The 21,248-nt window shown below is 54.3% G+C and carries 19 protein-coding genes, 1 tRNA gene and 3 pseudogenes; 12 read left to right on the forward strand and 11 right to left on the reverse strand.

Features of this window, described 5'->3' with window-relative positions:
* The first annotated feature begins 43 nt into the window (after positions 1 to 43).
* Together G5S47_RS01375 and G5S47_RS08670 are read left to right on the forward strand one after the other, a co-directional pair.
* Positions 44 to 4,288: a PDDEXK-like endonuclease domain-containing protein gene (locus G5S47_RS01375; protein WP_219585648.1), complete on the forward strand. Its 4,245-nt coding sequence runs from the start codon at positions 44 to 46 to the stop codon at positions 4,286 to 4,288.
* Positions 4,289 to 4,291: 3 nt separating this feature from the next.
* Positions 4,292 to 4,612: a toxin gene (locus tag G5S47_RS08670; RefSeq protein ID WP_257878475.1), complete on the forward strand. Its 321-nt coding sequence runs from the start codon at positions 4,292 to 4,294 to the stop codon at positions 4,610 to 4,612.
* Between the two features lie 157 nt (positions 4,613 to 4,769).
* Here the strand turns inward: G5S47_RS08670 and mscL are convergent, their stop codons facing one another.
* The 3 genes from mscL to G5S47_RS01395 all read right to left on the reverse strand — a co-directional run bounded on the left by mscL (position 4,770) and on the right by G5S47_RS01395 (position 6,603).
* On the reverse strand, positions 4,770 to 5,165 hold the full coding sequence (mscL, locus tag G5S47_RS01385; protein ID WP_006680861.1) for a large conductance mechanosensitive channel protein MscL: 396 nt from the start codon (positions 5,163 to 5,165) through the stop codon (positions 4,770 to 4,772).
* Positions 5,166 to 5,191: 26 nt separating this feature from the next.
* Positions 5,192 to 5,812 (reverse strand): CpaB family protein, encoded by a 621-nt coding sequence (locus tag G5S47_RS01390; RefSeq protein WP_219585649.1) that lies wholly within the window; start codon positions 5,810 to 5,812, stop codon positions 5,192 to 5,194.
* Between the two features lie 68 nt (positions 5,813 to 5,880).
* A complete protein-coding gene (locus G5S47_RS01395; RefSeq protein WP_219585650.1) occupies positions 5,881 to 6,603 on the reverse strand; it encodes a 5-formyltetrahydrofolate cyclo-ligase in 723 nt (240 codons plus the stop codon).
* A gap of 35 nt (positions 6,604 to 6,638) precedes the next feature.
* Here G5S47_RS01395 and G5S47_RS01400 point away from each other — a divergent pair, with 35 nt between their 5' ends.
* From G5S47_RS01400 to G5S47_RS08460, 8 genes and pseudogenes are all read left to right on the forward strand, one after another.
* On the forward strand, positions 6,639 to 7,043 hold the full coding sequence (locus G5S47_RS01400; protein ID WP_219585651.1) for a hypothetical protein: 405 nt from the start codon (positions 6,639 to 6,641) through the stop codon (positions 7,041 to 7,043).
* On the forward strand, positions 7,043 to 8,272 hold the full coding sequence (locus G5S47_RS01405) for a molybdopterin molybdotransferase MoeA (protein ID WP_103632090.1): 1,230 nt from the start codon (positions 7,043 to 7,045) through the stop codon (positions 8,270 to 8,272). Before G5S47_RS01400 ends, G5S47_RS01405 begins: the two co-directional genes overlap by 1 nt.
* Before the next feature lie 106 nt (positions 8,273 to 8,378).
* A complete protein-coding gene (locus G5S47_RS01410) occupies positions 8,379 to 9,128 on the forward strand; it encodes a GNAT family N-acetyltransferase (RefSeq protein WP_219585652.1) in 750 nt (249 codons plus the stop codon).
* Between the two features lie 210 nt (positions 9,129 to 9,338).
* Positions 9,339 to 10,448 carry a hypothetical protein gene (locus tag G5S47_RS01415; protein WP_219585653.1) on the forward strand — a complete coding sequence of 370 codons (1,110 nt, stop codon included), beginning with the start codon at positions 9,339 to 9,341 and terminating at the stop codon, positions 10,446 to 10,448.
* Positions 10,449 to 10,659: 211 nt separating this feature from the next.
* A tRNA-Ala gene (locus tag G5S47_RS01420) sits at positions 10,660 to 10,735 on the forward strand.
* Positions 10,736 to 11,157: 422 nt separating this feature from the next.
* Positions 11,158 to 11,426 (forward strand): annotated as a pseudogene (locus G5S47_RS08455) (IS256 family transposase); the annotation flags it as partial.
* A 278-nt stretch (positions 11,427 to 11,704) separates the two neighbouring features.
* Positions 11,705 to 13,525 carry a leucine-rich repeat domain-containing protein gene (locus G5S47_RS01425; protein WP_219585654.1) on the forward strand — a complete coding sequence of 607 codons (1,821 nt, stop codon included), beginning with the start codon at positions 11,705 to 11,707 and terminating at the stop codon, positions 13,523 to 13,525.
* Between the two features lie 176 nt (positions 13,526 to 13,701).
* Positions 13,702 to 13,848 (forward strand): annotated as a pseudogene (locus tag G5S47_RS08460) (IS30 family transposase); the annotation flags it as partial.
* A gap of 447 nt (positions 13,849 to 14,295) precedes the next feature.
* On the opposite strand, the gene G5S47_RS01430 reads toward G5S47_RS08460, so the two are convergent.
* The 5 genes and pseudogenes from G5S47_RS01430 to G5S47_RS08745 form a co-directional block, all read right to left on the reverse strand.
* Positions 14,296 to 15,798, reverse strand: a complete 1,503-nt coding sequence (locus G5S47_RS01430; protein WP_257878476.1) for a recombinase family protein — start codon at positions 15,796 to 15,798, stop codon at positions 14,296 to 14,298.
* Between the two features lie 60 nt (positions 15,799 to 15,858).
* A complete protein-coding gene (locus G5S47_RS01435) occupies positions 15,859 to 17,130 on the reverse strand; it encodes a recombinase family protein (protein WP_257878477.1) in 1,272 nt (423 codons plus the stop codon).
* Between the two features lie 11 nt (positions 17,131 to 17,141).
* Positions 17,142 to 17,378, reverse strand: coding sequence for a hypothetical protein (locus G5S47_RS01440; RefSeq protein ID WP_219585655.1), 237 nt, complete (start codon positions 17,376 to 17,378; stop codon positions 17,142 to 17,144).
* Positions 17,379 to 17,888: 510 nt separating this feature from the next.
* Positions 17,889 to 17,999: a hypothetical protein gene (locus tag G5S47_RS08740; protein WP_444518277.1), complete on the reverse strand. Its 111-nt coding sequence runs from the start codon at positions 17,997 to 17,999 to the stop codon at positions 17,889 to 17,891.
* A 92-nt stretch (positions 18,000 to 18,091) separates the two neighbouring features.
* Positions 18,092 to 18,226: pseudogene (locus G5S47_RS08745) on the reverse strand (N-acetylmuramoyl-L-alanine amidase); the annotation flags it as partial.
* A gap of 279 nt (positions 18,227 to 18,505) precedes the next feature.
* Between G5S47_RS08745 and G5S47_RS01450 the strand changes: the two are divergent.
* Together G5S47_RS01450 and G5S47_RS01455 are read left to right on the forward strand one after the other, a co-directional pair.
* The gene (locus G5S47_RS01450) at positions 18,506 to 18,838 is read left to right on the forward strand and encodes a PadR family transcriptional regulator (RefSeq protein ID WP_179370187.1); all 333 of its coding nucleotides are present in this window, start codon (positions 18,506 to 18,508) and stop codon (positions 18,836 to 18,838) included.
* Between the two features lie 2 nt (positions 18,839 to 18,840).
* Positions 18,841 to 19,434 carry an HAAS signaling domain-containing protein gene (locus tag G5S47_RS01455; protein ID WP_179370188.1) on the forward strand — a complete coding sequence of 198 codons (594 nt, stop codon included), beginning with the start codon at positions 18,841 to 18,843 and terminating at the stop codon, positions 19,432 to 19,434.
* Between the two features lie 217 nt (positions 19,435 to 19,651).
* On the opposite strand, the gene G5S47_RS01460 is transcribed toward G5S47_RS01455, so the two are convergent.
* The 3 genes from G5S47_RS01460 to G5S47_RS01470 are packed head-to-tail and all read right to left on the reverse strand — an operon-like array spanning position 19,652 to position 21,232.
* On the reverse strand, positions 19,652 to 19,807 hold the full coding sequence (locus tag G5S47_RS01460; RefSeq protein ID WP_179370189.1) for a hypothetical protein: 156 nt from the start codon (positions 19,805 to 19,807) through the stop codon (positions 19,652 to 19,654).
* Positions 19,804 to 20,361, reverse strand: a complete 558-nt coding sequence (locus G5S47_RS01465) for an SLATT domain-containing protein (RefSeq protein ID WP_218840362.1) — start codon at positions 20,359 to 20,361, stop codon at positions 19,804 to 19,806. Before G5S47_RS01465 ends, G5S47_RS01460 begins: the two co-directional genes overlap by 4 nt.
* Entirely contained in the window at positions 20,339 to 21,232 is an 894-nt protein-coding gene (locus G5S47_RS01470) for an SMODS domain-containing nucleotidyltransferase (RefSeq protein WP_257878478.1), read from the reverse strand. The genes G5S47_RS01465 and G5S47_RS01470 overlap by 23 nt, the downstream gene beginning before the upstream one ends.
* Positions 21,233 to 21,248 lie beyond the last annotated feature (16 nt).

The raw sequence follows: 21,248 nt of genomic DNA on the forward strand, positions 1-21,248 counted from the left end.
ACGCCTCCGTTGAAAACCGAGGCCACTCCACTACCGTGGAATCGTGGCCTCTAGTTTTTTCTCACGTCATTCACGAACGCCCTCGTCGCAGCAACAGACTCCTGTTGCGCCGACAGAGGAGTCAGCCCAGCCGAACACGCACCAGCGTCTTCGCGATCAACTGACTGTGTGGCAAGATGACCTGCTTCGCCGGACTCGCATTGATGGTGCGGATGCTCCTCGTCTGACTATCGGCGCTCCGCACCCAGGTGGGCTTGCGAAGCTCTACGCTGACCAGCCGACGCGTCTGTCCCTTCTCATCCGTGAGCCTTCCGCCTTGAAACGAGGCTTGGATCATGCGCGCGCAATCATGGCGCGTTCAAGTGAGCTCACTGCACGCCACGGTGTGGGAACTGTTCACATGTCTATCGGCTACGCCCGGTGGATGAATGCTGGCGAATGGGCCAGCTCTGCTGTCCTGCTTCGCCCTGTTCTTCTTGAAGACCAACCTGATGACGTGACGATTCGTCTGGCTTCTGGCTACAAGCTGGACAATACGATCACGTCAGCTCTGTTGAAGAGCGGAGTCGCAGTCGATGCTGAGGCGTTGATTGATGAAGCGACATCTATCCACGGGTTCTCTTCGTCCAAGGCGCTGGCGAAGGTCCGCGAGTTGGGTCGTTATCTTGACCAGTTTGAGCTTCGTGACGAACTCATTATCGGCCTGTTCGAGCATCCGGCTTCTCAGTTGCACCGCGAGTATGACAATGCTGAGCATATTTTGAGCTCGGATATTGTGCGTGCTCTGGCTGGCGATCAGGAAGCTCGCCAGAACACTCATCGCGTACTGCCGGATTCTGTTCCAACTGATCGCGATCCGTGGAAAGAACGTGGCGCAGGCGATTTGACGCCTCAGCAGCAGGATGTTGTTGAAGCTGTTGCTTCGGGTCGTTCTTTCGTTGTGGATGTGCCTCACGGTTCGGATGACACTGCGCTGGTGGGCGCGATTCTTGCTGATAGTGCGGCCTATGGTAGGCGCGTGATCCACTTGGGGGGTTCGCCGTCGCGTACGACGATGGCTGAAGAGCGTCTGCGTTCCTTGGGGTTGAGTGAAGCGGGGGTCCGTCTGGATGGCACTACCGCGGACGGGTCTGAAATCCATGCGCGCATCCATCAGGTGATGACCGATACGTCCCCGGTTGCGGATATGGGTGAAGTGGACGAGATACGTACCAAGCTGCGCGATGTACGTTCGCGTTTGTCGTCGTACACGACGTACTTGCATCGTCCGTTCCGTGCATTTGGGGCAAGCGCGTACGAGGCTCTTCAGGTGCTGACAGACCTGACAAGCGAGCATCCGAGCCCTTCTACCCGCGTTCGTTTCCGCGAGGATGTTCTGTTAGATATTGCTCAGGATCAGGGTGCGAAGGCTAGGGAGCTTCTGCACGAGGCCTCGAACTTGGGTCTTTTTGCACGCGCAACGGCGCATACCGCATGGAAGGGCGTTGTTATTTCGTCGGACGAGCAGGTTCCTGACGTTTTGTTGCGCGTTCATCGTTTGGCAACGGAAAGCTTGCCTGAACTTCGTGTTCGTATCAGCACGATTGCGGGTGAAGCGGATATTCGAACTGCGACAACTCTGTCTCAGTGGCTCGCTCAACTGCATATGTTTGAGGGTGTTCGCGACGTTCTTGATATTTTCACTCCGCAGATCTTTGAGAACTCGGCTGCTGACATGGTGATTGCGACTGCGTCGAAGCAGTGGCGTGCCGCCCACGGCATCACGATGAAGCGTTCAGAACGGACGCGTCTGTTGAAACGAGCCCAGGATTTTGTTCGTCCTGGAACGCATGTTTCGGACCTGCACGCTGAACTCCTCAAGGTGCAGGAACGTCGCGATGTGTGGCGCGACCATACCGGTGGCGACGGTTGGCCGACTTTGCCGAACCGTATGAATGAAGCGATCGAATTGACCACAAGCATTCAGGATGATCTGAAGGCTCTGCGCCCGATGTTCTTAACGGGTCATAAGAACTTCGAAGAGATGACGATCGTTGATCTGGCGGCGTTGTTCGAGTCCTTGGATACTGATCCCGAAGGTGCACGTGAACTGCCGCGTCGCGTCACAGTGCTGAAGAAGCTCAAGGGTGCAGGTTTGGCGTCGCTGGCTGAAGACTTGCGTGATCGTCACGTTGATGACGAGATGGTGGATTCAGAACTGGATCTGGCGTGGTGGGCATCAATTCTTGGCCTGATGCTGGCAAGCGATCCGCAACTGGGTGGTTTCGACCCCGCTCATCTTGAGGCCACGCTTGAGTCTGGTCGTGCCCTGGATCTTGCCCAGGTGAATACGTTGGCTCCGCAGGTTTTGGGTCAGCTTCGCAGGTTGCGTTTACAGGCGATGGCGACACGCCCAGACCAGCAAGAACAACTGGAAGCTCTATTGGCTTCGGGCACGCCCGTTGGTGCGCTTGATTTCTACAACGCTCTTCCCCTGGTCCGTCACCTGGTGCCAGTGGTGTTCACGGTTCCTACGTTGGTTCCCGCGATCGTCAAGGCCGGACATCATGTTGACCTGCTGATCCTGGACGATATTGATGATCTGCCACTGGTTGAACTGATCCCGATTATTGCTCGTGCTCGCCAAGTTGTTGTACTGGCAGACTTGTCTGGCGCTCACGAAGGTGGGGCGGCGCGTGTGCTGGCCAGTGTTCTACCGACGACGCGAATGGACGTTGCACCGACGCGTTTGAATGACCAGGTTGCATTGCTTCTTGCTCGCCATGGCATCGACCATACGGGTGTCCCGGTCCCGTGGACGGCTGCAGCCGCTCCGATTACGGCGTTCTGGTGCGAAAGCTCCGGTATGCCCGCTCCGGGTTCTCACGCGGTGGAATCAACCACCGCGGAAGTCGATGCTGTCGTTGAACAGGTCATCGAGCACGCCGTGTCTCAGCCGGAACGTTCGCTGGGTGTGATCGCCCTGTCAACTACGCACGCGAATCGCATTCAGCGCGCGATCGAGAAAGTCCGCGCCTCGGAACCCGGACTGGCATCCTTCTTCGACGAAGCAACCGCTCAGCCGTTCGCTGTCGTGGATCCTGGCGGCGCTCGTGGTTTTAGTCGCGATCGGATCATCATTTCCGTTGGTTTTGCAAAGACCCCGCACGGGCGTGTGATCCACGATTTCGGTGTCTTCTCCAGCCAGAACGGGCTGTCGGCAATGTCGGATGTTTTGCGTGCGGTGCGTGGTGATCTGACGTTGATTTCTTCGATTCACTCCGGCGATATCGATCCGTCGCGTCTTTCCGCTGAAGGCGCCCAGATGCTCTACAACCTGATTGAGATTGGCGAAGGTCAGTCCGGTGTGGGGAATGGAGGGTGGCCGGTTCTGGAAGCTGAACCCGATCGTCTGCTGATTGACTTGGCAGAACGCCTGTATTCGATGGGGCTTGAGGTTGTCCCGAACGTGGGTATCCCGGGTGGAATGCGTATTCCGCTTGCGATTGGTCACCCGGAGGTTCCCGGTCGACTGCTTGTCGCGGTTTTGACTGATGATGAAGAGTATGTGGCGGAGCCGTCCTTGCGTGTCCGTGACCGTATGTGGCCGGCGATGCTTGAAGCCCAGGGCTGGAAGGTCCATACGGCGTTGTCGATGGCCGTTTTCATTGACCCGGCAAAGGAAGCAAACACGATTGTTCAGCTTGTTTTGGATGCGGTGGATGAAATCAACGGTGTGCCTGACCAACAGGTTGTCGAGGTCCCGATGGTTGTAGACGTGGATACCTCCGGCCCGGATACGTTGGTTGGCTTGAACGCTCCTGAAGTTGCATCTAGCGATGCGGGTCCTGCTGTGGCCCCCGCTCCGGTTTTGGCTCCCAGCGAGCAGGTGGTTCTTGGCCCTGAGGCACAGATCGTCCTGGAAGAACCGGCTGAATCCGGTGACGTTGGGGCACAGACGGATGACGTAGTCACGGAGCCTGCGAAGTCGGATCATCAGATGGATGCCCGCGAGCGCGCTGACGAGGTGATTACGGGCATGCTTGAGATCATCGTTGCGAATCAGCCTGAGACGGCGCGTGGTCCGCGTCCGGCGATCGCCCCTGGCCTGCCACTGGCGGCCTACTCCGATGATCAGCTTGATGAGATGGCGATGTGGATCCGCTCTGACGGCGTCGATCGCTCGTTCAATGAGTTGATTGACGAGTTGCGTGACGCTTTGGGGATTACTCGTCGCGGTTTCCAGTCTGATGCGGTGCTGGGCAACGTCGTGCGCAGGACTCGTCCGGCTGACCCTGACGAACAGTGATTCATGGTGTCTGAAAACCTGAGCGTCTCGACTGATTCGCCCGCGTTCACTCCCTCTGATCGGCGAGTTTCTGCTGAGCAGAGAGCGACTGTCGATCAGAGTGCGCCTGTTGAGCGTACGAAGAAGCGTCGTCGCGTGGCGACTTTCGTGTCTGACGTGGATCGTAAGTTGATTGCTCACGGGGTCGCGCCATCGTGGGAGGATCGCGTTCACCCCGACGATCGCAGGGCAGGTTCGTTCGCGGATTCACCGGATCGTGGGGATGGGGCGAATGATCGTCGTCTGCTGGACAACGTTCCGCCTCACGCCCAAGCGCGCGCTTAGGTGCTCTTCGTTTTCTCCTATTGAAAAGGCCTCTCCCGTCACTTCATCGCCTGTCCTTTAAACAAGGGCGGAGTAGGGAGCTTATATCCGTGCATAGCAAAAGTGGCTCCGTCCCTGTAGGGATGGAGCCACTTGAACGCGTGTAAGGAACTGAGTCTCAGTTCTTGTTCGCCAACAGGTCGCGGATCTCGGTGAGGAGCTGTTCTTCGGTGGAGGGAGCTGCCGGTGCTTCTTCTACAGCTTCTTCCTTCTTAGCGGTTGCGGCCTTGATCTTGTTCATCGGAGCAACGATCGCGAAGTAAACAGCAATTGCGACGAGGAGGAAGTTCACAACAGCGGTGATGATGGTGCCCGGCCGAATCGGGTCAGAGCCGTTGATCGTGAACTGGAGGACGGAGTCGAAGTTCGGCTGACCGATGACGGCGCCGATGATGTCCATGATGACGTCGGTGATAGCGGTGACGATGGGGGTGAAGGCTGCGCCGATGATGACGGCGACTGCGAGGTCAAGAGCGTTGCCCTTGGAGATGAATTCCTTGAATCCCTGGATCATTGTGATCTCCTGATTGAAGTGTCCCGCTAGCCATGTGGTGTAGCCAAAGCGAGGCCAAGCGTATGCGTCCCGGCGTGGCCGAGAACGGTGTCGGTTACTGCTTCGTCAACGATGATGTCGAGACGAGCAGTAGCAGACGATCCCCATTGGGATGCGTCGGTTACTGACACTGAGGATATAAGTGCTTGATTAGTCAATAAAGATGCTGAACAGGTGTTTACGTCACAGTTGTCAGGAAAACCCCATAAAACCACGGAATCTCCGGCCTCAAGTGGGGGGACTTGTGTTCTATCTAATATGACAGAAATCAGGTTTTGTCCGGGTTTTAAACTTCGTCCTAACGCTGATCCTGCCATGACGCTTTCCGAGAGGATCGTGCCTTTCGTGGCTGGCTCTCCTGTCCAAGTAGCGGGTAATACGTCGGTCGAGGTAATGGCGTCGGCGGGGACGAGCAGTTCTGGGACCTCGATTGACGTGACCGTCGAAGAGTCGATGGCGTCCCCGCGTTCAATGTCGGCGGCGAGGATCAGCACTTGATGTCCGCCAGAATGAGGGAGCAAGGTCAAAGCGATTGCTCCGATGGTGAACACGAAGATGATGGCGAGTCCAAGCCTGCGGATCGCCGTGAACGAAATGCGTCTGGTCATGCCTCAAGTAAAAGCACGCAGTCGCAACCTCGCACCTGAGCGAAACGGAAACTGTGGATAAGTGGCACTTAGCGCGAATTGTGGATAAGTCGCGTGTAACCGCTGGGAGTCAGCACCCCGTTCACCCGCTGATCGTGAGGCTCAACGGGCAGATAATCGCGAGGATCGGAGAAAAACTCATTGTCGAAGACTACGGCGATAATCGGAACACCAGGCCGAGCGTGCTCGAGCGCCCGGTCGTACCATCCGCCACCCTGCCCAAGACGGACTCCTCGCGCATCCACAGCCAGTGCGGGTACAACGATCAGGTCGGCTTTCGCCAATTCGTCGGCGCTCTCTATACGCGTAGGAGTAAACCGCGGGCCAGTAGACACAATAGATTCCAGCTTCGCCTCCATTGGCCCTGCCGCCTGCGGGCGCGAATCCACGTACGTCCAGGCCACGCCAATGGCTGCCTTCCCATCTGGGTCGACGAGGCCGGGAATCAAACACCACTCACACGCTTGAAGTAGCCCGGCAGTGTCAGGTTCGCTGGGGCTTGAAATGAAGAGAGCGGGAAGAAAACTCGCGCCCTGAGCAGGGGGAGAGGACACGGAGGTAAGCGCGGTCTCGTCAACTGGCGCAGTGGATACAGAGGCGGAAGAAAACCCGAAATCTGCCAGCACCTCGGGCCACAACGCTGCCAGCTGAGCGCGTTCACGCGCACGCTGATCGGCGGAAGTGCAGACCCGACGCTGACTCCGTTGTGTGCGGATTCTCGCGCGAATGAGGGCTTTGTCCTCGTGTATCACTCGGTTTTGCTCCTGCTCGAACTAGGGTGGAGAGCATGATCGAGCAGCATGAGACTGTCACCCACGCGGTTGTTCCCGCCGCGGGACGCGGTACCCGTTTCCTGCCGATCACACAGTCTGTTCCAAAAGAAATGCTACCGAACGTCGGGCGCCCAGCGATCGACGGACGATACATGTGTGACCCCATCGTTGTCGACGCACTCACACACATCACTCCAGGAGCCGGCGGCGAATACCAGCTGACCGACGCATGTGCCCAGCTCATCGCCACGCCGCGCGAAAACGGTGGCGGACTGTACGGTGTCAACATCGACGAACCCCGATACGACACCGGCGACAAACTCGGCTACCTTAGAGCCACCATCGCCTTTGCGCTCACCGACCCAGACATGGGGCCGGCACTGCGTGAATATCTGAACACCCAACCGAATGAGGCCTGATGCGAAGCGTTGCAGAGTTCTACCAAGACTGTCTTTCAGCCGTAGCCCAGCAGCCACCACTGGACGTGCAACTCGCGGACGCAGTGTCCTGCGTTCTTGCCGAGGACGTTGAAGCTCCCTTCGATCTTCCGGTCGCTGACCTTGCGGCCCGCGACGGCTACGCGGTGCGTTCCGAAGACCTTGCTGGCGCTCGCCCCGACAACGAACTCTCCCTGCGCGTCACCGAAGAAATCCGCGCGGGCGACGTGAACCCCGCAGCACTGGTGCCCGGAACCGCGATTCGTATCGCCTCTGGTGCCCCGATGCCGGCCGGTGCCGATTCGGTGATCGCCCTTGAATTCACTGACCACGGCATGGCGCAAGTCAACGTTCGAACCCAGCCAGCAGTCGGCGAAAATATTCGCCGAAAGGCAGAAGACGTTGAAGAAGGCGAAATTGTCCTGCGAAAGGGAACCCGCGTTGGTGCCCGCCAGGTCGCGTTGCTTGCAGGTGTGGGTCGCTCGCGCGTGTACGTTCACCCGCGTCCTCGCGTCGTCATCCTGTCCATCGGCGACGAAATTGTTGAACCCGGCGAAAAAGCGCGTCCTGGCACTGTCTTTGACGCAAACGGCCACGCCCTCTCAACGGCTATCGCCGATGCCGGGGCTCAGACCTTCCGCGTTGCCGCGGTCCCAGACGAACGCCACGTCCTGAGCGAAACCATCGAAGACCAGCTTGTTCGCGCAGACCTGATCCTGACCACCGGCGGTATCTCGCACGGTTCAGGCGACACGGTCCGCGAGGTCCTGTCCACGCTGGGCACCGTTCGTTTCGACAACATTGCCGCGTGGCCGGGACACATCCTCGGCGTCGGAACTGTCGGGGGCGACGACAACGGTGAGGGTGGAACCCCGATCTTCTGTCTTCCCGGCGACCCGGTCTCTGCCCAGGTCTGTTTCGAAGTCTTTGTTCGCCCAGCACTTCGTCATATGCAGGGCTGGACCCAGCTGACCCGACCCTCCGTGAAGGCTGCCGTCGACCGCTCTTGGTACTCACCGCGAGGCCGTCGCGAATTCGTTCGTGTCCGCCTAGTCGGCGACCCCAAGACCGGTTACCAAGCGAAGGTCATGGGTGCTCCCGCATCGCTCCTGCTCAGTGCGCTCGCGGAATCCAACGCGCTTGCCATTGTCCCTGAAAGCACAACTAACGTGCGTACGGGTGACATGTTGCAGTGCTTGGTTCTTGAGTGATTCTTAGACCCGCTCGCTACTACCTGCTAGTGATCAGCCGTCACCTACTGTCTTCCGGCCGCTAGCTTCAGCCCGACCAGTCGTCGACTACGTAGAGGACCAGATCATGTTTGGACACTTCATCCGGATCTGGGGCAGAACTCTTGGTGAACTGAGCCTTGAGGTCCGCGACCCAGTCGGTGAAGGGTTCATGCACGGGCGAGCGGCCTCGTCGATGACGAAATCGGCGGAGCACGAAGGTAGTGCGAAACCCAAGAAAGAGCAGGCGGAACTGCACCCGAAATTGCTACGAATTCGCCCTGCTTTCGCCGGCGCTCACACGGCGATCGACCGAGTGCGACGCGAGAACGCCGATTGGCTACAGCCCTGGGACGCAACCCTGCCACCGAACACGTACGGCAACGCAGGCCAGACGCTTGGCGAATATGCGCGCACCATCGACAGGGCTCAACGCGCGGGGCGGGCGCTGGTGATGAAGCTTGAAATCGGCGGCGAGATTGCCGGACAGTTCTCGCTGACCAACGTGACGCACGGGGCGATGTCATCGGGGATGCTCGGCTACTGGCTGGCGGAAAAATGGGCTGGACGAGGGCTGGCAACATTCACCTGCGCGGCGATCATCGACCTGGTTATCGGCGAACTGGGACTCCACAGGATCGAGGTTGTGATCCGACCCGAGAACCGCGCATCGCTGGGAGTTGCTCGCAAGCTCGGTCTACACCGTGAAGGCCTGCGACCGCGCTACATGTACATCGACGGCGCGTGGGCGGACCATGAAGCGTTTTCGATCGACACGGAGTCTCTGCCGGCCGGTGGATTAGTGAAGAAAATTTACGGTCACGCGATCAGCCAGTAGGTGTCGCGTACGAGGTCCCGACCGGTGGTGTTGCCTAGTTTTCGTGTGGGCTGAACGCGCAGTCTTCAGGCGGGCTGAGGGTGCAGTCGTAGCGTGGCTGGTGGGGCTGATGTTGCGATTGTTGCATGTGTGAAAGTGGCTTTGAGCAGGAAACACAACACGCGCCCACCCCACCATTCAAACGCATGTGAAAACCCATAGCGTTGTCCCGTGGAGTTTGGCGGAATCATCATCATTGCAACGGTAGTGACACTACTGGGGCTGATTCCCCTGCTCGCTGCCCGACAAAAAGCGAAAACTTTCAGCCGTGAAAGTGACCGTTTCTCAACGGGCATGAAGCTCCTCAACAATAATGAAAGCAACCGCCAAACCTGCGGTCGATCTACCGGGCAGTTGCTCGGGGTTCGTCGCACAATTACGCAAAGGGCAACGATCGCCATGGCAGATCAAGCTGCAATGAATGCGAAGATTCGTATCGAGCACCGCGCAAATAAAGCCGTGCGTGAGATTGCTAAGCTTCGTGCGCGTCGTGCTGCGCGCCTCGCCGCTGAAGCGGCTGCAGGTCGCCGTCGCCTTGGAGTCAGCGCCACCTGCGTTGGTCTGACCGGACTGGTCGCCATCGTCTGTGCCGCTCTTTCGGCGTCTTTCCTCTGGACTCTGATCCCCGCAGCTCTGCTTGTCATGTCCCTAGTTGCCTCGCGTATGGCGGCAATTCGTTCCGACAAAGCAAACGAAGCTGAGCTCGAATTGCTCGAAAACCTGCGCAACGCAGCCTCGGCTCGAGGAGTCCGCAAGGAAGAATCCGCACCCGCCCCGAAGGCGCAAAAGGACGACCTCTTCGCCGGTATCACCGCAGATCGTTCCACGTCTCGCGCGACGGTCTCCCCTGCATCGCACGCACTTGAAAAAGTTGAGCTGGAAGCATCCGCTTCTACCTCGCTCGCCGAATCTGGTGACACCAACGTGATCGAGATGCCCAATGCGTCCGCCGATGTGGTCAGCGGTGAAACTCAGACGGACCTCGTCAATGCTGAAGACGAAGCTGAAGAACTCGCACTGACCGGCACCGCCGTTGAGCGTCGCACATGGACCGTCAACCCGATCCCCGCGCCACGATACGCAACGCGCGGTCGCGTCAGCGGTCGTTCGGTCCACATTGACACCGACATCCGCGGAATCCCGAAGGTTGGCGTGGCCGTGCCGGCTCGCCCGATCGCAGCGACTGTCGCCGAGAACGCCATGACCACCGAACAGGTTGTCGCAGACCAGGCTGTTGCGCTTGACTTGGACGCCGTGCTGGATGCTCGTCGCGCGCAGTAACTGACACTCGTGCTGACGCTCTGACTTTTGGACAGGCTCACCTGAACCTTTTGGACAGGCTCACCCGAACGCCGGGTGAGCCTCTGTTCACTATGTGCGCTTCTCTACGCGCGTTCGAAGGTTGAAGCGTTTGAGTTCGGTGCCTCGTTCCTGAGTCTTCGTTTCCCGTTTTTCATCGCTGCCCGTTGGGTGTTATGCTAAACGGGCACCTGGGGCTATGGCGCAGTTGGTAGCGCGTCTCGTTCGCAATGAGAAGGTCAGGGGTTCGAATCCCCTTAGCTCCACCATCTGCACTCTACTTTGGATACAAAAGTGTGAGTGCGAACAGGACCCCTTGGGTTCCGGGTTTTACTAGGTAAAACAAGGAATTCGAGGGGTTTGTTGTGCTTCTGGCATGGTTCGGATCGGGCGTGGAAGAGGGTGTCCGAGCAGGTTTTAGGTGCTTCGATCGGGTCGCGAATAGTGCTCTCAGGGGGTAGCGCCAAAAAGTGTGCTTCGCGCCGAAAAGTATGAGTGCCGCCGAAAAGTATCGGATAGACAGAGAAGTGCGGGATCCATCGATATGCTCGTAGACAGCGAGTTGCCTTGGCACGCCACTCGCGCCGACCCACGAGGTCGTCACCCTCGATCTCCCGCAACACCCTGTAGCTGCGAGTTCGGGGTAATGCATGGTGGCGGCTCATGTCTTTGCGTCACGTACATACACGCTCAGTCACTGAATTACCAGCTACGTAAAATCATCAAAACCACAGGCCATTTCCCCCTCCGATGCAGCCGCTGTCACACTCATGTGGCTAGCGATAACAAATATCGAAGACGAACGAGCCAGGCAACGAGCTAAACAAGCCGGCCTACCCAAAGGGCAACCCCCGAAAAGCACCAGGCAAACTAATCGAAGGACTAGCAATCCAAAGATGGCAGAAAGTACTTGGCGAACTAGCCCTACACTACCCAGACCGATTCCCAACCACTATTTAATAAAAACCGTTTACACCAAAAACTTGACAAGCCCTTTCATTGGCACGGCGATTACTTTACTGATGGGCAGGTTATCGACACGATAACCCCCGCCCTGCAAGCCCAAAAAAATCCTAGACAAACTGGGTCACTAAAATTGCACGAGTCAGAAGGTTTTTGTTCTTGGATATTGATATGCACCTTGACGCCCCCCGGTATGAAACAATGTGTATGTCTTGTTTCTGGTGTTTTTGGTTCGCTGGGGGCACTTTTAGGTTAATTTTGATGAGGAGATGATGATGTCAGCTTTAGGACAACGATTTTTTGGGGGGATAGTGGCCGTTTTAGCCGGTCTGGCGCTGACGTTCCAGTTCCCTACCGCCACCTACGCCGCCGATACAGCTATCGACGAAACCAACTTCCCAGACACTAACTTCCGTAACTACGTTTCCACTAATGTTGACAGCAATAATGACGGTATCTTGCAGCAGTCGGAAGCAGACAAAGTCTTTACAATCAATATTAAGAACAAGTCAATCACGAGCTTGAAAGGTGTGGAGCATTTCACCAAGCTGGAAAAGCTTTACGCGATCCAAAATCGGTTGACAGATATTGATGTGTCGCACAACACTAACCTGACATGGCTTGATTTAAGCAATAACCAGTTGGCAGGCATTGATGTGTCGGCCAACACTAACCTGACAAAGCTTATTTTATTCAATAATCAGTTGACAGATATTGATGTATCAGCCAACACCAACCTGACAGAGCTTTCTTTAGGCAGGAACCAGTTGACAGGTATTGATGTGTCGGCCAACACTAACCTGACAAAGCTTATTTTATTCAATAATCAGTTGACAGGTATTGATGTGTCAGCCAACACCAACCTGACATGGCTTAATTTAGACAGTAATAAGTTGGCAGGTATTGATGTGTCGGCCAACACTAACCTGACATGGCTTAATTTAGACAGTAATAAGTTGACAGATATTGATGTGTCAGCCAACACCAACCTGACAGAGCTTGATTTAGAATCTAATCAGTTGACAGCTATTGATTTGTCGCACAACACTAACCTGACAGAGCTTCGTTTAAGCGATAATAAGTTGACAGATGTTGATGTGTCAGCCAACACCAACCTGACAACTCTTGGTTTAGGCTCTAATCAGTTGACAGATATTGATGTGTCGCACAACACTAACCTGACAAGTCTTGATTTAAGCAGTAACCAGTTGACAGACATTGACGTGTCGCACAACACTAACCTGACACGTCTTGATTTAGAATTTAATCAGTTGACAGATATTGATGTGTCACACAACACTAACCTGACATCGCTTTATTTACACGATAATAAGTTGACAGATATTGACGTGTCGGCGAACACCAACCTGACAGATCTTAATTTAGCCGTTAATAAGTTGACAGCTGTTGATTTGTCGGCCATTAATAATCTGAGTAGTTATTTTTCTAGCGTAAAAGATCAGAGTCAGACGGTGCGTATTTCTGGGTCATCTCGCCTGGTGCCGGTGAACCAGTTGTCGGCTGGATTTGATGCAGGTAAGGTGAGCAACCTGATAGGCGCTACTATCGTTGATGGCCTGTTGCAGGTTGACGAGGGCGCCACTCAGGTAACCTATAGTTACGCCACTGGCAACGGTAGGGTTCCATCAATGCCGGTTACCTTGCAGGTGACGTTTGCCCCGGTATATACCGTGAGCTTTGATATGGGTGGTCACGGGACCCAGGTTGCTGCCCAAAGTGTTGAAGCAGGCAAGCAGGCCAGTGCCCCGGCGGCTCCTTCTGCTGAGGGCCGGGAATTCAAAGGCTGGTACACCGATAACACCTTCACTACACCCTTCGATTTCACGGCACCTATCAATACTGATGTAACCGTGTACGCGAAATGGGAAACGGCTACCAGCGAACCAACCGGTGAACCTACTACTAACCCCACCGACAATCCAACCGGTAAACCTACTACTAACCCCACCAACCAGGTCAATGAGGTGACACCAAAGAGATTGGCCATTACAGGCGCTGACTCTTCCTGGTTCGCACTTCTGGGGGCAGTGTCTATTGCTGCCGGATGGCTGCTGCTTCTCCGTCGTCGTGCTTAAGGTTTATTAAGCCGAGCTGGCCTGCCGCTGCTTACCAGTGGCAGGCCAATTTTTTACGTTAACCCCAGGTTTTTGTTCTTCGATATTGATATGCGTCTTGACCACCCCGCCCTAAAAGTCCAGCTCTTGGGTTCTAGTGGTGGTTGCAACACCGAGTTTGAAAGGATGTTTCAACGGTGTTGTATGAGTATGCGGGTGTTGTTTACCCGTCCCGTTCAAAGATGTGTACTGCTCGGCGTGAGCATTATGTAGAGCTTTTGCGTCAGGGGCTGAATTTTACGCAAGCAGCCAAAGTAATGGGCGTTTCCAAACGTACCGGGAAAGTATTGTGTGCATCTGGGTATTTATCCGTAACCTAGAAACGCATACAAATAATGCGAAGAAATAAAAAATATTTAGCATGAAGTGGCTCCCCGCATATGTTATGCGGGGAGCCACTTCATGGATGGTTTCCTTATGAGTAATTGATTGCCGGCGACCACGGCGTGCATCCCGTATGAAACACACACCCTTTGCGTTAACGAAGTGGCGCCATCACGGACTGAAACCCGTCCTGACACAAACTAGAAACCCACTCCAACACGGGCTTCCAACTGCCTGCTGGTGTTGATACAATTTCGCGCCAGCAGGTTTTGTTTTGCCTTTTTGCTCCAAAAATTGCTTGTTTGCTCCAAAATAGGGGTTACGCGAAATTGTTGTGTTTAGCTGGGCAAATAGAAAGCCAGCAACCAAAATGATCGGTGCTGGCTTTTGAGTTTTGAGCTTTGTCGCTATTGCTCGGGTGTGATGGTTCCGTCTTTCCAGATCACGGTCGCTTTGCCACTTGGTGCTATCTCGATGCGTTGGCACAGGGCGTGGAATGTAGCGGGGTTAAAGTCGCCTACACTGTCTAGTGTGGTGAGGGTGCGCCGGTAGTGGTTGAGTATGGCTTTGATGCCTGTGCGACGTTCAATCTCCACCATGGTTGCTTCATAGATATCGATGGCTTCACGCTGGCGTTGTTCCAGCTTCTTGAAGCGTTGATGGTAGTCATCTTGGTTTTGGGATTGATGTGCATTCGCGTTGATAGCTTGCTCGATCAGTTTCGTGGCGATCTCGATTTCAGCAGCTTGCTCAGCAGCTTGGGTTTCTAGCTCGCTGGTGTCGGTGAGTACGGTTTGCAAGAGTTTCCAGTCGATGAGGCCGCGTTGGTCGATGAGCTGGCCGAGCGCTGTTTGGAAGATTGTTTGCAACTGACTATCGCGTAGTACGGGCATTTTCTTTGGGTGAGGAACTGCGAATTTCTGGTTGCATTGCCAGACGATAGCCAGGTATTTATCAGTGGAGTGCCAGGTTTTACTCCCATATGCCGAGCCGCAGTGAGTGCAGTAGACCATACCGGTGAAGGCACGCTCACGCCGGTCTTGGTTCGTGTTTTTTGCTAGCTCGTAGCGCACGAGTTCCCAGGTTTCAGGATCAATGATGGCTGGGTGAGATCCGGTCACGTAATATTGTGGGACTTCGCTTTCGTTGGCTTTGCGCTGCTTGGTGAGAAAATCTACGGTGAAACGCTTTTGTAAGAGTGCGTCGCCTTTGTATTTCTCGTTGGCAAGAATGGAGTGGATGGTGGTGTGGCTCCATTTTGCCCGCCGCATCGGTGTGGGAATCCCATCCGCATCCAATGAGGCTGCGATCTGTGGGATGCTCATGCCTTCGAGGTATTGGCGGTAGATGCGGCGCACGATTTGGGCTTGCTCAGGGTTGATTACGGGTTTGCCGTCTGGGCCGCGATTGTATCCGAGGAAGTTACCGTAGGGCAGATAAACTTTGCCGTCTTGGAAACGCTTTCTGTGACCCCACGTGACGTTCTCGGAGATAGATCTGGATTCTTCTTGGGCAAGGCTCGACATGATGGTGATGAGTAGTTCGCCTTTGGAGTCGAGTGTCCAGATGTTTTCCTTTTCAAAAAACACCTCCACACCCTTATCCTTCAACTTCCTCACGGTTGTCAAGGAGTCGACGGTGTTGCGAGCAAACCGGGAGACGCTTTTGGTGACGATCAAGTCGATTCTTCCTGAGAGAGCATCAGCTATCATGCGGTTGAATCCCTCCCGGTGTTTCGTGGAAGTGCCAGAGATTCCTTCATCGGTGTAGATGTCGACGTATTGCCAGCCGTCATGGTTTTTGATGTAGTGCTCGTAATAATCCACTTGCGCCTCATATGAGTTCGCCTGGTCAGTATCATCAGTGGAGACGGCGAGCATAGCCAGCAACGCGGCGTAGCTGCTGACCACTAATCGTGGTCGTAGTGGAGTGCAAGGGTTTGGTGGCAGGGATAGTGGTAATCCGTGGCATCAGGCAGTCACCTCCTCACCGGTGCGGTAATCAATCATGGTGGTGTTCCCACTACTGAGGTGGATTGTCAGGAGCCAGTTCGGGCTGGCATCGATCTGCTCGATTTGTTCGATTACTTGCTGGTTGTTCCATTTTTCGAGGCTGAGCAAGCGCAGAATGATGGTGTGCAGGTTTTCTTCTCGTAGTTGATGAGCATGACAGGGGTTGCCCTTGCCTTTCGTGGCGGTTTCGCACCACCAGTATTTATAAGTCGAGTGTGCCAAGCGGCGGGTACGCCGATGATAGTTCCTGCCACAGATAGTGCAGGTGATACGGTGCGTAAGAGCGCTACTCCCACCAGTAGGGGTCAAGCCACGTCCGCCCGTGGCACGCCGCCTGGCTAGCTCTGCCTGAACGGCATCAAAAACGCTACGATCGATAATCGGCGGGTGGGAGTCTTCCACAATATATTTATCCAGCTCGCCACGATTCAGAGTCGGTGTGTTATCTCCGGCGTGAGCACTGAAGTACTGTTGCAAGATTGTGGTACCGATATAGGTGGGGTTTTCCAGCCAATTGCGGGTTAGCGAGGCGCTGAACTTGCCGCCACCACGTGAACGCAATCCCTCTTGGTTCATTTGTTTGCAGGTTTTCTCTGGGCTGATCCCTTCAAGAAACTCGGCAAATACACGCCGCACAATCACGGCTTCTTCTTCAATAATGTCGAGCTGGCCGTGGTGGTAGTGGTATCCGTAGGGGTGGCGCGAATGCAACAGCCCATCCTTGTACTTTTTCCGGATTCCCCACTTTGCATTAGCCGAGATAGATTCGGATTCAGCTTGCGCGAACGAGGCTAGTAAAGTGAGGAGGACTTCGCCCTCAGCGTTGGCGGTGTCGATGTTTTCACGTTCAAAACGCACGCTCACCCCAGCAGCCTTCAATGCTCGCACAGTGCTTAGTAGGTCGACGGTGTTACGGGCAAACCTGCTAATCGATTTGGTGAGAATAATGTCGATACTTCCTGCGAGTGCTTGTTCAATCATCTGGTTGAACTCGCCACGCCTTGTGGTGCTGGTACCCGTCGCGGCATAGTCAGAATACACTCCGGCATACTCCCAGCCTGGCGTTGAGCTGATGAGCTGGTTGTAGTAAGAAACTTGGGCAGAGAACGAGTGAGTGAGGCGCTCGGATTCGCGTGAGACTCGCACATACGCCGCCACTCTCGTGATCTGTAGCTGGGCGGGTTTGTGGGTGGTAGTTTGCGGATTTTCATGCGCGTCTCCTTGTATCAAGTTCGGTGTGTCTATATATCACTCTGTGCGCGGGTTTTATCCAGTACGAGCGTTGCGTGCAGTTGCCCAATCGGAGGAAGATTGCGGGCTATCAGCCCACCTCGAATGCGGCTCACATCTGTATCGGTGAGTATCCCTGCCTCGGCTGCTTTCGTGGCGGCCAGCATGGTGGCCCGGTAGGTGGCTTCCCGAGCAAACTGGGGTGCGCTCATCGCGGGCATTTCTTGCTCCGATGAGCTACGTAGCATTCATGGCGGCAGTAGCGTCGATGCTTATTCCCATACGCGGTGAACGTGGTGCCACAGCCGATACAGGTGAAGGTGTAGGTGGCGTCACGGTTTTTCTCTTCGGGATGTGCCGCCCACCAAGCCCGCCTATGCTCGCTGCAGCAAAAAGATGCAGGTCTGCCAGTCGCTTGAGTCGCTATGGGGTCACCGCACCAACGACACCACCGACCATCCTCCATACCTTGGTTTTGTGGGTGTTGATGGGGATTGCGTGTCAGATGACTGCGAACACTGCTTGGCTCTAGCCCAAGAACCCGCGCAATCATCGGCACAGTCATCCCGTGCTGGTTGAGTTTTACTATCGCCTCTTTTTGAATCGGGTCAATCATCGCTTGTTCCTCCTATAAGGAGGGCTTCGATAAGCACAAAATATAAACAGGGAAAACAAAAAGAGCCGCCTCCGCAAGACGGTGAAATCTCGCTGAGGCGGCTCTTTGTTCGATATAGCATTCAGTTATTAACCTCAGCTTTTTAGCTAAGGATTTGGTTCACTCGGGCTTGTACCTGGTTGTAAAGATTTCCCAGGCGCGCCCGGCGGGTAGCGCCGTTGCCGTAGTCTCCTCGAATCGCGGCGTCTGCCAAGGCATCAATATTGGGTGCGATCGGTGCAGATCCTTCCCCGAGTTTTCGTTAACTCTGCGTTGCACAGCGTCGTAGAGGCTACCTAGGCGTGCGCGTCGCTGGTCTCCGTTGCCATATTCGCCGCGGATAACTGGGTTGGCTAGTGCTTCAATATCTGGTTTACCGGCAGATGATGCCTGGGGTTTGTTTCCGCTGATTTGGTCGTACCAGTAGATGGCTCTAGCCATGTAGGTTGCGTGTTGGGATCCGGCTATGGAGGCGGGGCATTCGGTTGCGGAAAAGTCGCGGTGTTTGACTCTCCGGTGGGTAGAGACAAGGCAATTACGGTCACTTTCCTGGACGGCACGAAGATACGGGCATAACAGAATACAAATGTTCAAGGCGCTCGGCTACGGTCGGGTGTTTTTTGTTATGCAGATGATACTATTTACAACGTCTATACTGTGTAGTACACTATACTTGTCAAGGCGCAGTAGCGCTGTATTTGACGAAAGGTGATGGAGTTGATGAATGAAGAATGGATTTCGCAAATTAAAAGAGGAACACTTGAATATGCCATTCTTCTCCTGATCAAAGATGGGGACAGATACGGATATGACTTGATACAAACATTAGATAATTACCCTTTGCTTAAAACAAAAGAAAACACGGTTTATCCATTGCTACGACGATTATTAAAGAATGGATATCTTGAATCGTATTGGCAGAACACGGATGACGGTGTGCCACCGAGAAAGTATTATCGAATAACTGAATCAGGATGTTCCTATCTTGATGAGTTGAACAGTGACTGGAAGACACTGATGAAAGATATTTCTAAGCTAAGGAAAGAATTATAAAAATGGGAAACAAGTCAAACAATATTGCATTAGAGAAATATTTGTCGCAGGTAGACAAACATTTAAAATATATGCCCGCTTTCGAAAAGACTGACATTTTAAGTGAACTCAAGAGTTCATTTTATGAGCGCATGGAACAGGGGCAGACAGAAAACGATATTATTGCGGAAATGGGACCGGCAAAGGACTTCGCATTAAGCTACCTTGGCAAGGCTATTGTCGAGAATAAAAATTTTTCATTCAGACATTTTATGATGGCTTTAGGATTCTACTCTTTTGCTTCATTAGCGTGGGTTTCGCTGATTCCTACATTAGCTATATTTTCGGTTTCGTTCTTCTTTTCGTGTGGCGTCAGCGTTCTTGCTGGAGTAATGGGATTGCTTAAAGGCTTCCTGCATTTTCCGCTTATTGATAAGATGCAATTTGTTTTTTTCATGTACGAATTAAAAGGGATTCCTGCTCTTTTGGTAGGATTGTTATTGGCGGTTGTTTTCTTTTTCTTAGGAATTCTATGCTGGAAAGGAACTGTAGGAATGATTCGCCTTTTGCAGTCAACGAAATGGAAATTGGATAGTGATGTAAGGAGCGAAGCGTGACAGTACTGTTTTTACACGGCCTTAGATAAAATAAAGAATCATGGTGGCAAACATTAGATTATCGTGAGTGCAACAATGTGGTGTGCCCGGATTTGATATCAGCAGATGGAGGCGAACCGGACGGGTAGAAAGCAAAAAGAGCCATCCCAGCAAGACGGTGAGGTCTCGCCAGAGCGGCTCTTAGTCAATGCGATATTCAGTTGTTGTCCTCGGCTGGTTAGCCAAGGATTTGGTTGACTCGGTTTTGTACTTGTTGGTAGCTGTAGCCAGCATTGATGAGCGTCGCCAAGGTATCGCCTGCACCAACGAAGCCAGTGCCAACGGGCATTCCGCCAAAAGGTGTTCGTCGCGCCAAATGGTTCTGCGAGGTCACTGCCGCAGCCCTTCGGGCAGCAACCGGTTTAGCTCTTCACGACTGAACTCTTTCAGCCCTTCCTTCTGAAGTCGGGCACGTGCAATGTTAAAGCTCTTGTTATCTGTCCTGGGAATGGATGTATAGATCGATTTGGTTTGTTCTACAAGCCTGTCTCTTTCCTTGCGGACTTCCTCATCACTCATCGAGTTGAAGTCAGTCAAACAAGCCAAGTACTGCCGCTGGAGATACCAAAGTTGATCGGCAGCCTTCTGATGGTTCGCTATTTGCGTTCCCAGTTCGAACCGAAAGCTATACGAGTTAAGCGCAAGGAGCGCGAAAGTGAGTAGTCCCGTAGCTACCGTCGCCCATTGCTGCTGCGTCACAAAGATACCAACGATGCCAGCAGTTGAAGCCGCAGAAAGAATGATTTGGAAAGTCTTGATTCTCCGCTCCGAGCGCGCAAGCCTCGTACGCTGTTCTTCCTGCGCGGCGTGAGAGTAGACCACATTCCCATACTCGTTCTCGAGCTGGGAATACAGTCTGTCGCGTTCAGGACTTCGGGAATCGGTCATCGAAGATCAGCCTCCAAAACTCTGTTGCTTGGCATGTGTCCGTCGCATCAATCGCAGTCTTGGCATTGTCCGCGTAAAGCGCTAGAAGATCCACCATAGGAGGTGGAGCAAATGCGTCAATTCGTCGACGTGTACCCGGAGCTACAACAACGCCACCACGGGCAAACTCGTTCTTCCAGTATTCGAAGAAGTCTCTGGCGTGCCAGTCGAAATATAGGTATGGCAGGTTGTCAGCCCACTGGCTCTGTTCCCAGTATTCGAACGCCATTGCGTCCAGTGCCTGCCCGCTGAAGTACTGCCCCTGTTTGTTCCACGCCCTAAGCATCCGGCAGAACTTCTTCAGGCCACCTGGGTGATCCTTGCTCAGGCCATTGAACACTTCCAGCTCACGGCGCGGGTTCATTGTTGGCCAAGAACCGCCGTCATGCGTGTCTGGGTAACGGTACGTGCCGGGCGTTTCCGCCCGAAACACGGGGACTATCTCGAATCGAACTCCATCTGTGAACTCGGCGACGACGACTTGTCCGTCCCCACGCAGCTTGGTTTGGGGATAGGTCGCACTGAGACTTCGTTTCACCTTTTGGAGTAGCTCGGATGGCCCGTTCCCACCAAACAGGGATCGCGCCCAAGCGTTGTTGTATTCACCGGGCGGTAGCTCCACGAGAATATCGATATCACTCGTCGAGATCGCTGTACCGCGACCATATGACCCGGCGTACCAGGAGTGATCTGTGTCTGAGGACGTTCCCCAGAAGTCCACATTGATGCGTCGCGTGATGGCATGATATCGATTGCGCACCACGCTGACTGTCGCCGGAGTCATGCGGAGATTCGCTTCGAATTGTCGAAACAATCGGTTTTCGTCACCCATCGCCTTCTCGCCTCCT

The sequence above is a fragment of the Schaalia turicensis genome (assembly GCF_019380255.1).
Lineage (GTDB): Bacteria > Actinomycetota > Actinomycetes > Actinomycetales > Actinomycetaceae > Pauljensenia > Pauljensenia turicensis_A.

Excerpts from the sequence above, each read along its gene's own strand:
- G5S47_RS08670 (WP_257878475.1), top strand. The coding sequence starts at position 4,292 with ATGGTGTCTGAAAACCTGAGCGTCTCGACTGATTCGCCCGCGTTCACT.
- mscL (WP_006680861.1), bottom strand. The coding sequence starts at position 5,165 with ATGATCCAGGGATTCAAGGAATTCATCTCCAAGGGCAACGCTCTTGAC.
- G5S47_RS01390 (WP_219585649.1), bottom strand. The coding sequence starts at position 5,812 with ATGACCAGACGCATTTCGTTCACGGCGATCCGCAGGCTTGGACTCGCC.
- G5S47_RS01400 (WP_219585651.1), top strand. The coding sequence starts at position 6,639 with ATGATCGAGCAGCATGAGACTGTCACCCACGCGGTTGTTCCCGCCGCG.
- G5S47_RS01405 (WP_103632090.1), top strand. The coding sequence starts at position 7,043 with ATGCGAAGCGTTGCAGAGTTCTACCAAGACTGTCTTTCAGCCGTAGCC.
- G5S47_RS01410 (WP_219585652.1), top strand. The coding sequence starts at position 8,379 with ATGTTTGGACACTTCATCCGGATCTGGGGCAGAACTCTTGGTGAACTG.
- G5S47_RS01425 (WP_219585654.1), top strand. The coding sequence starts at position 11,705 with ATGTCAGCTTTAGGACAACGATTTTTTGGGGGGATAGTGGCCGTTTTA.
- G5S47_RS01440 (WP_219585655.1), bottom strand. The coding sequence starts at position 17,378 with ATGCTACGTAGCTCATCGGAGCAAGAAATGCCCGCGATGAGCGCACCC.
- G5S47_RS01450 (WP_179370187.1), top strand. The coding sequence starts at position 18,506 with ATGAATGAAGAATGGATTTCGCAAATTAAAAGAGGAACACTTGAATAT.
- G5S47_RS01455 (WP_179370188.1), top strand. The coding sequence starts at position 18,841 with ATGGGAAACAAGTCAAACAATATTGCATTAGAGAAATATTTGTCGCAG.
- G5S47_RS01465 (WP_218840362.1), bottom strand. The coding sequence starts at position 20,361 with ATGACCGATTCCCGAAGTCCTGAACGCGACAGACTGTATTCCCAGCTC.
- G5S47_RS01470 (WP_257878478.1), bottom strand. The coding sequence starts at position 21,232 with ATGGGTGACGAAAACCGATTGTTTCGACAATTCGAAGCGAATCTCCGC.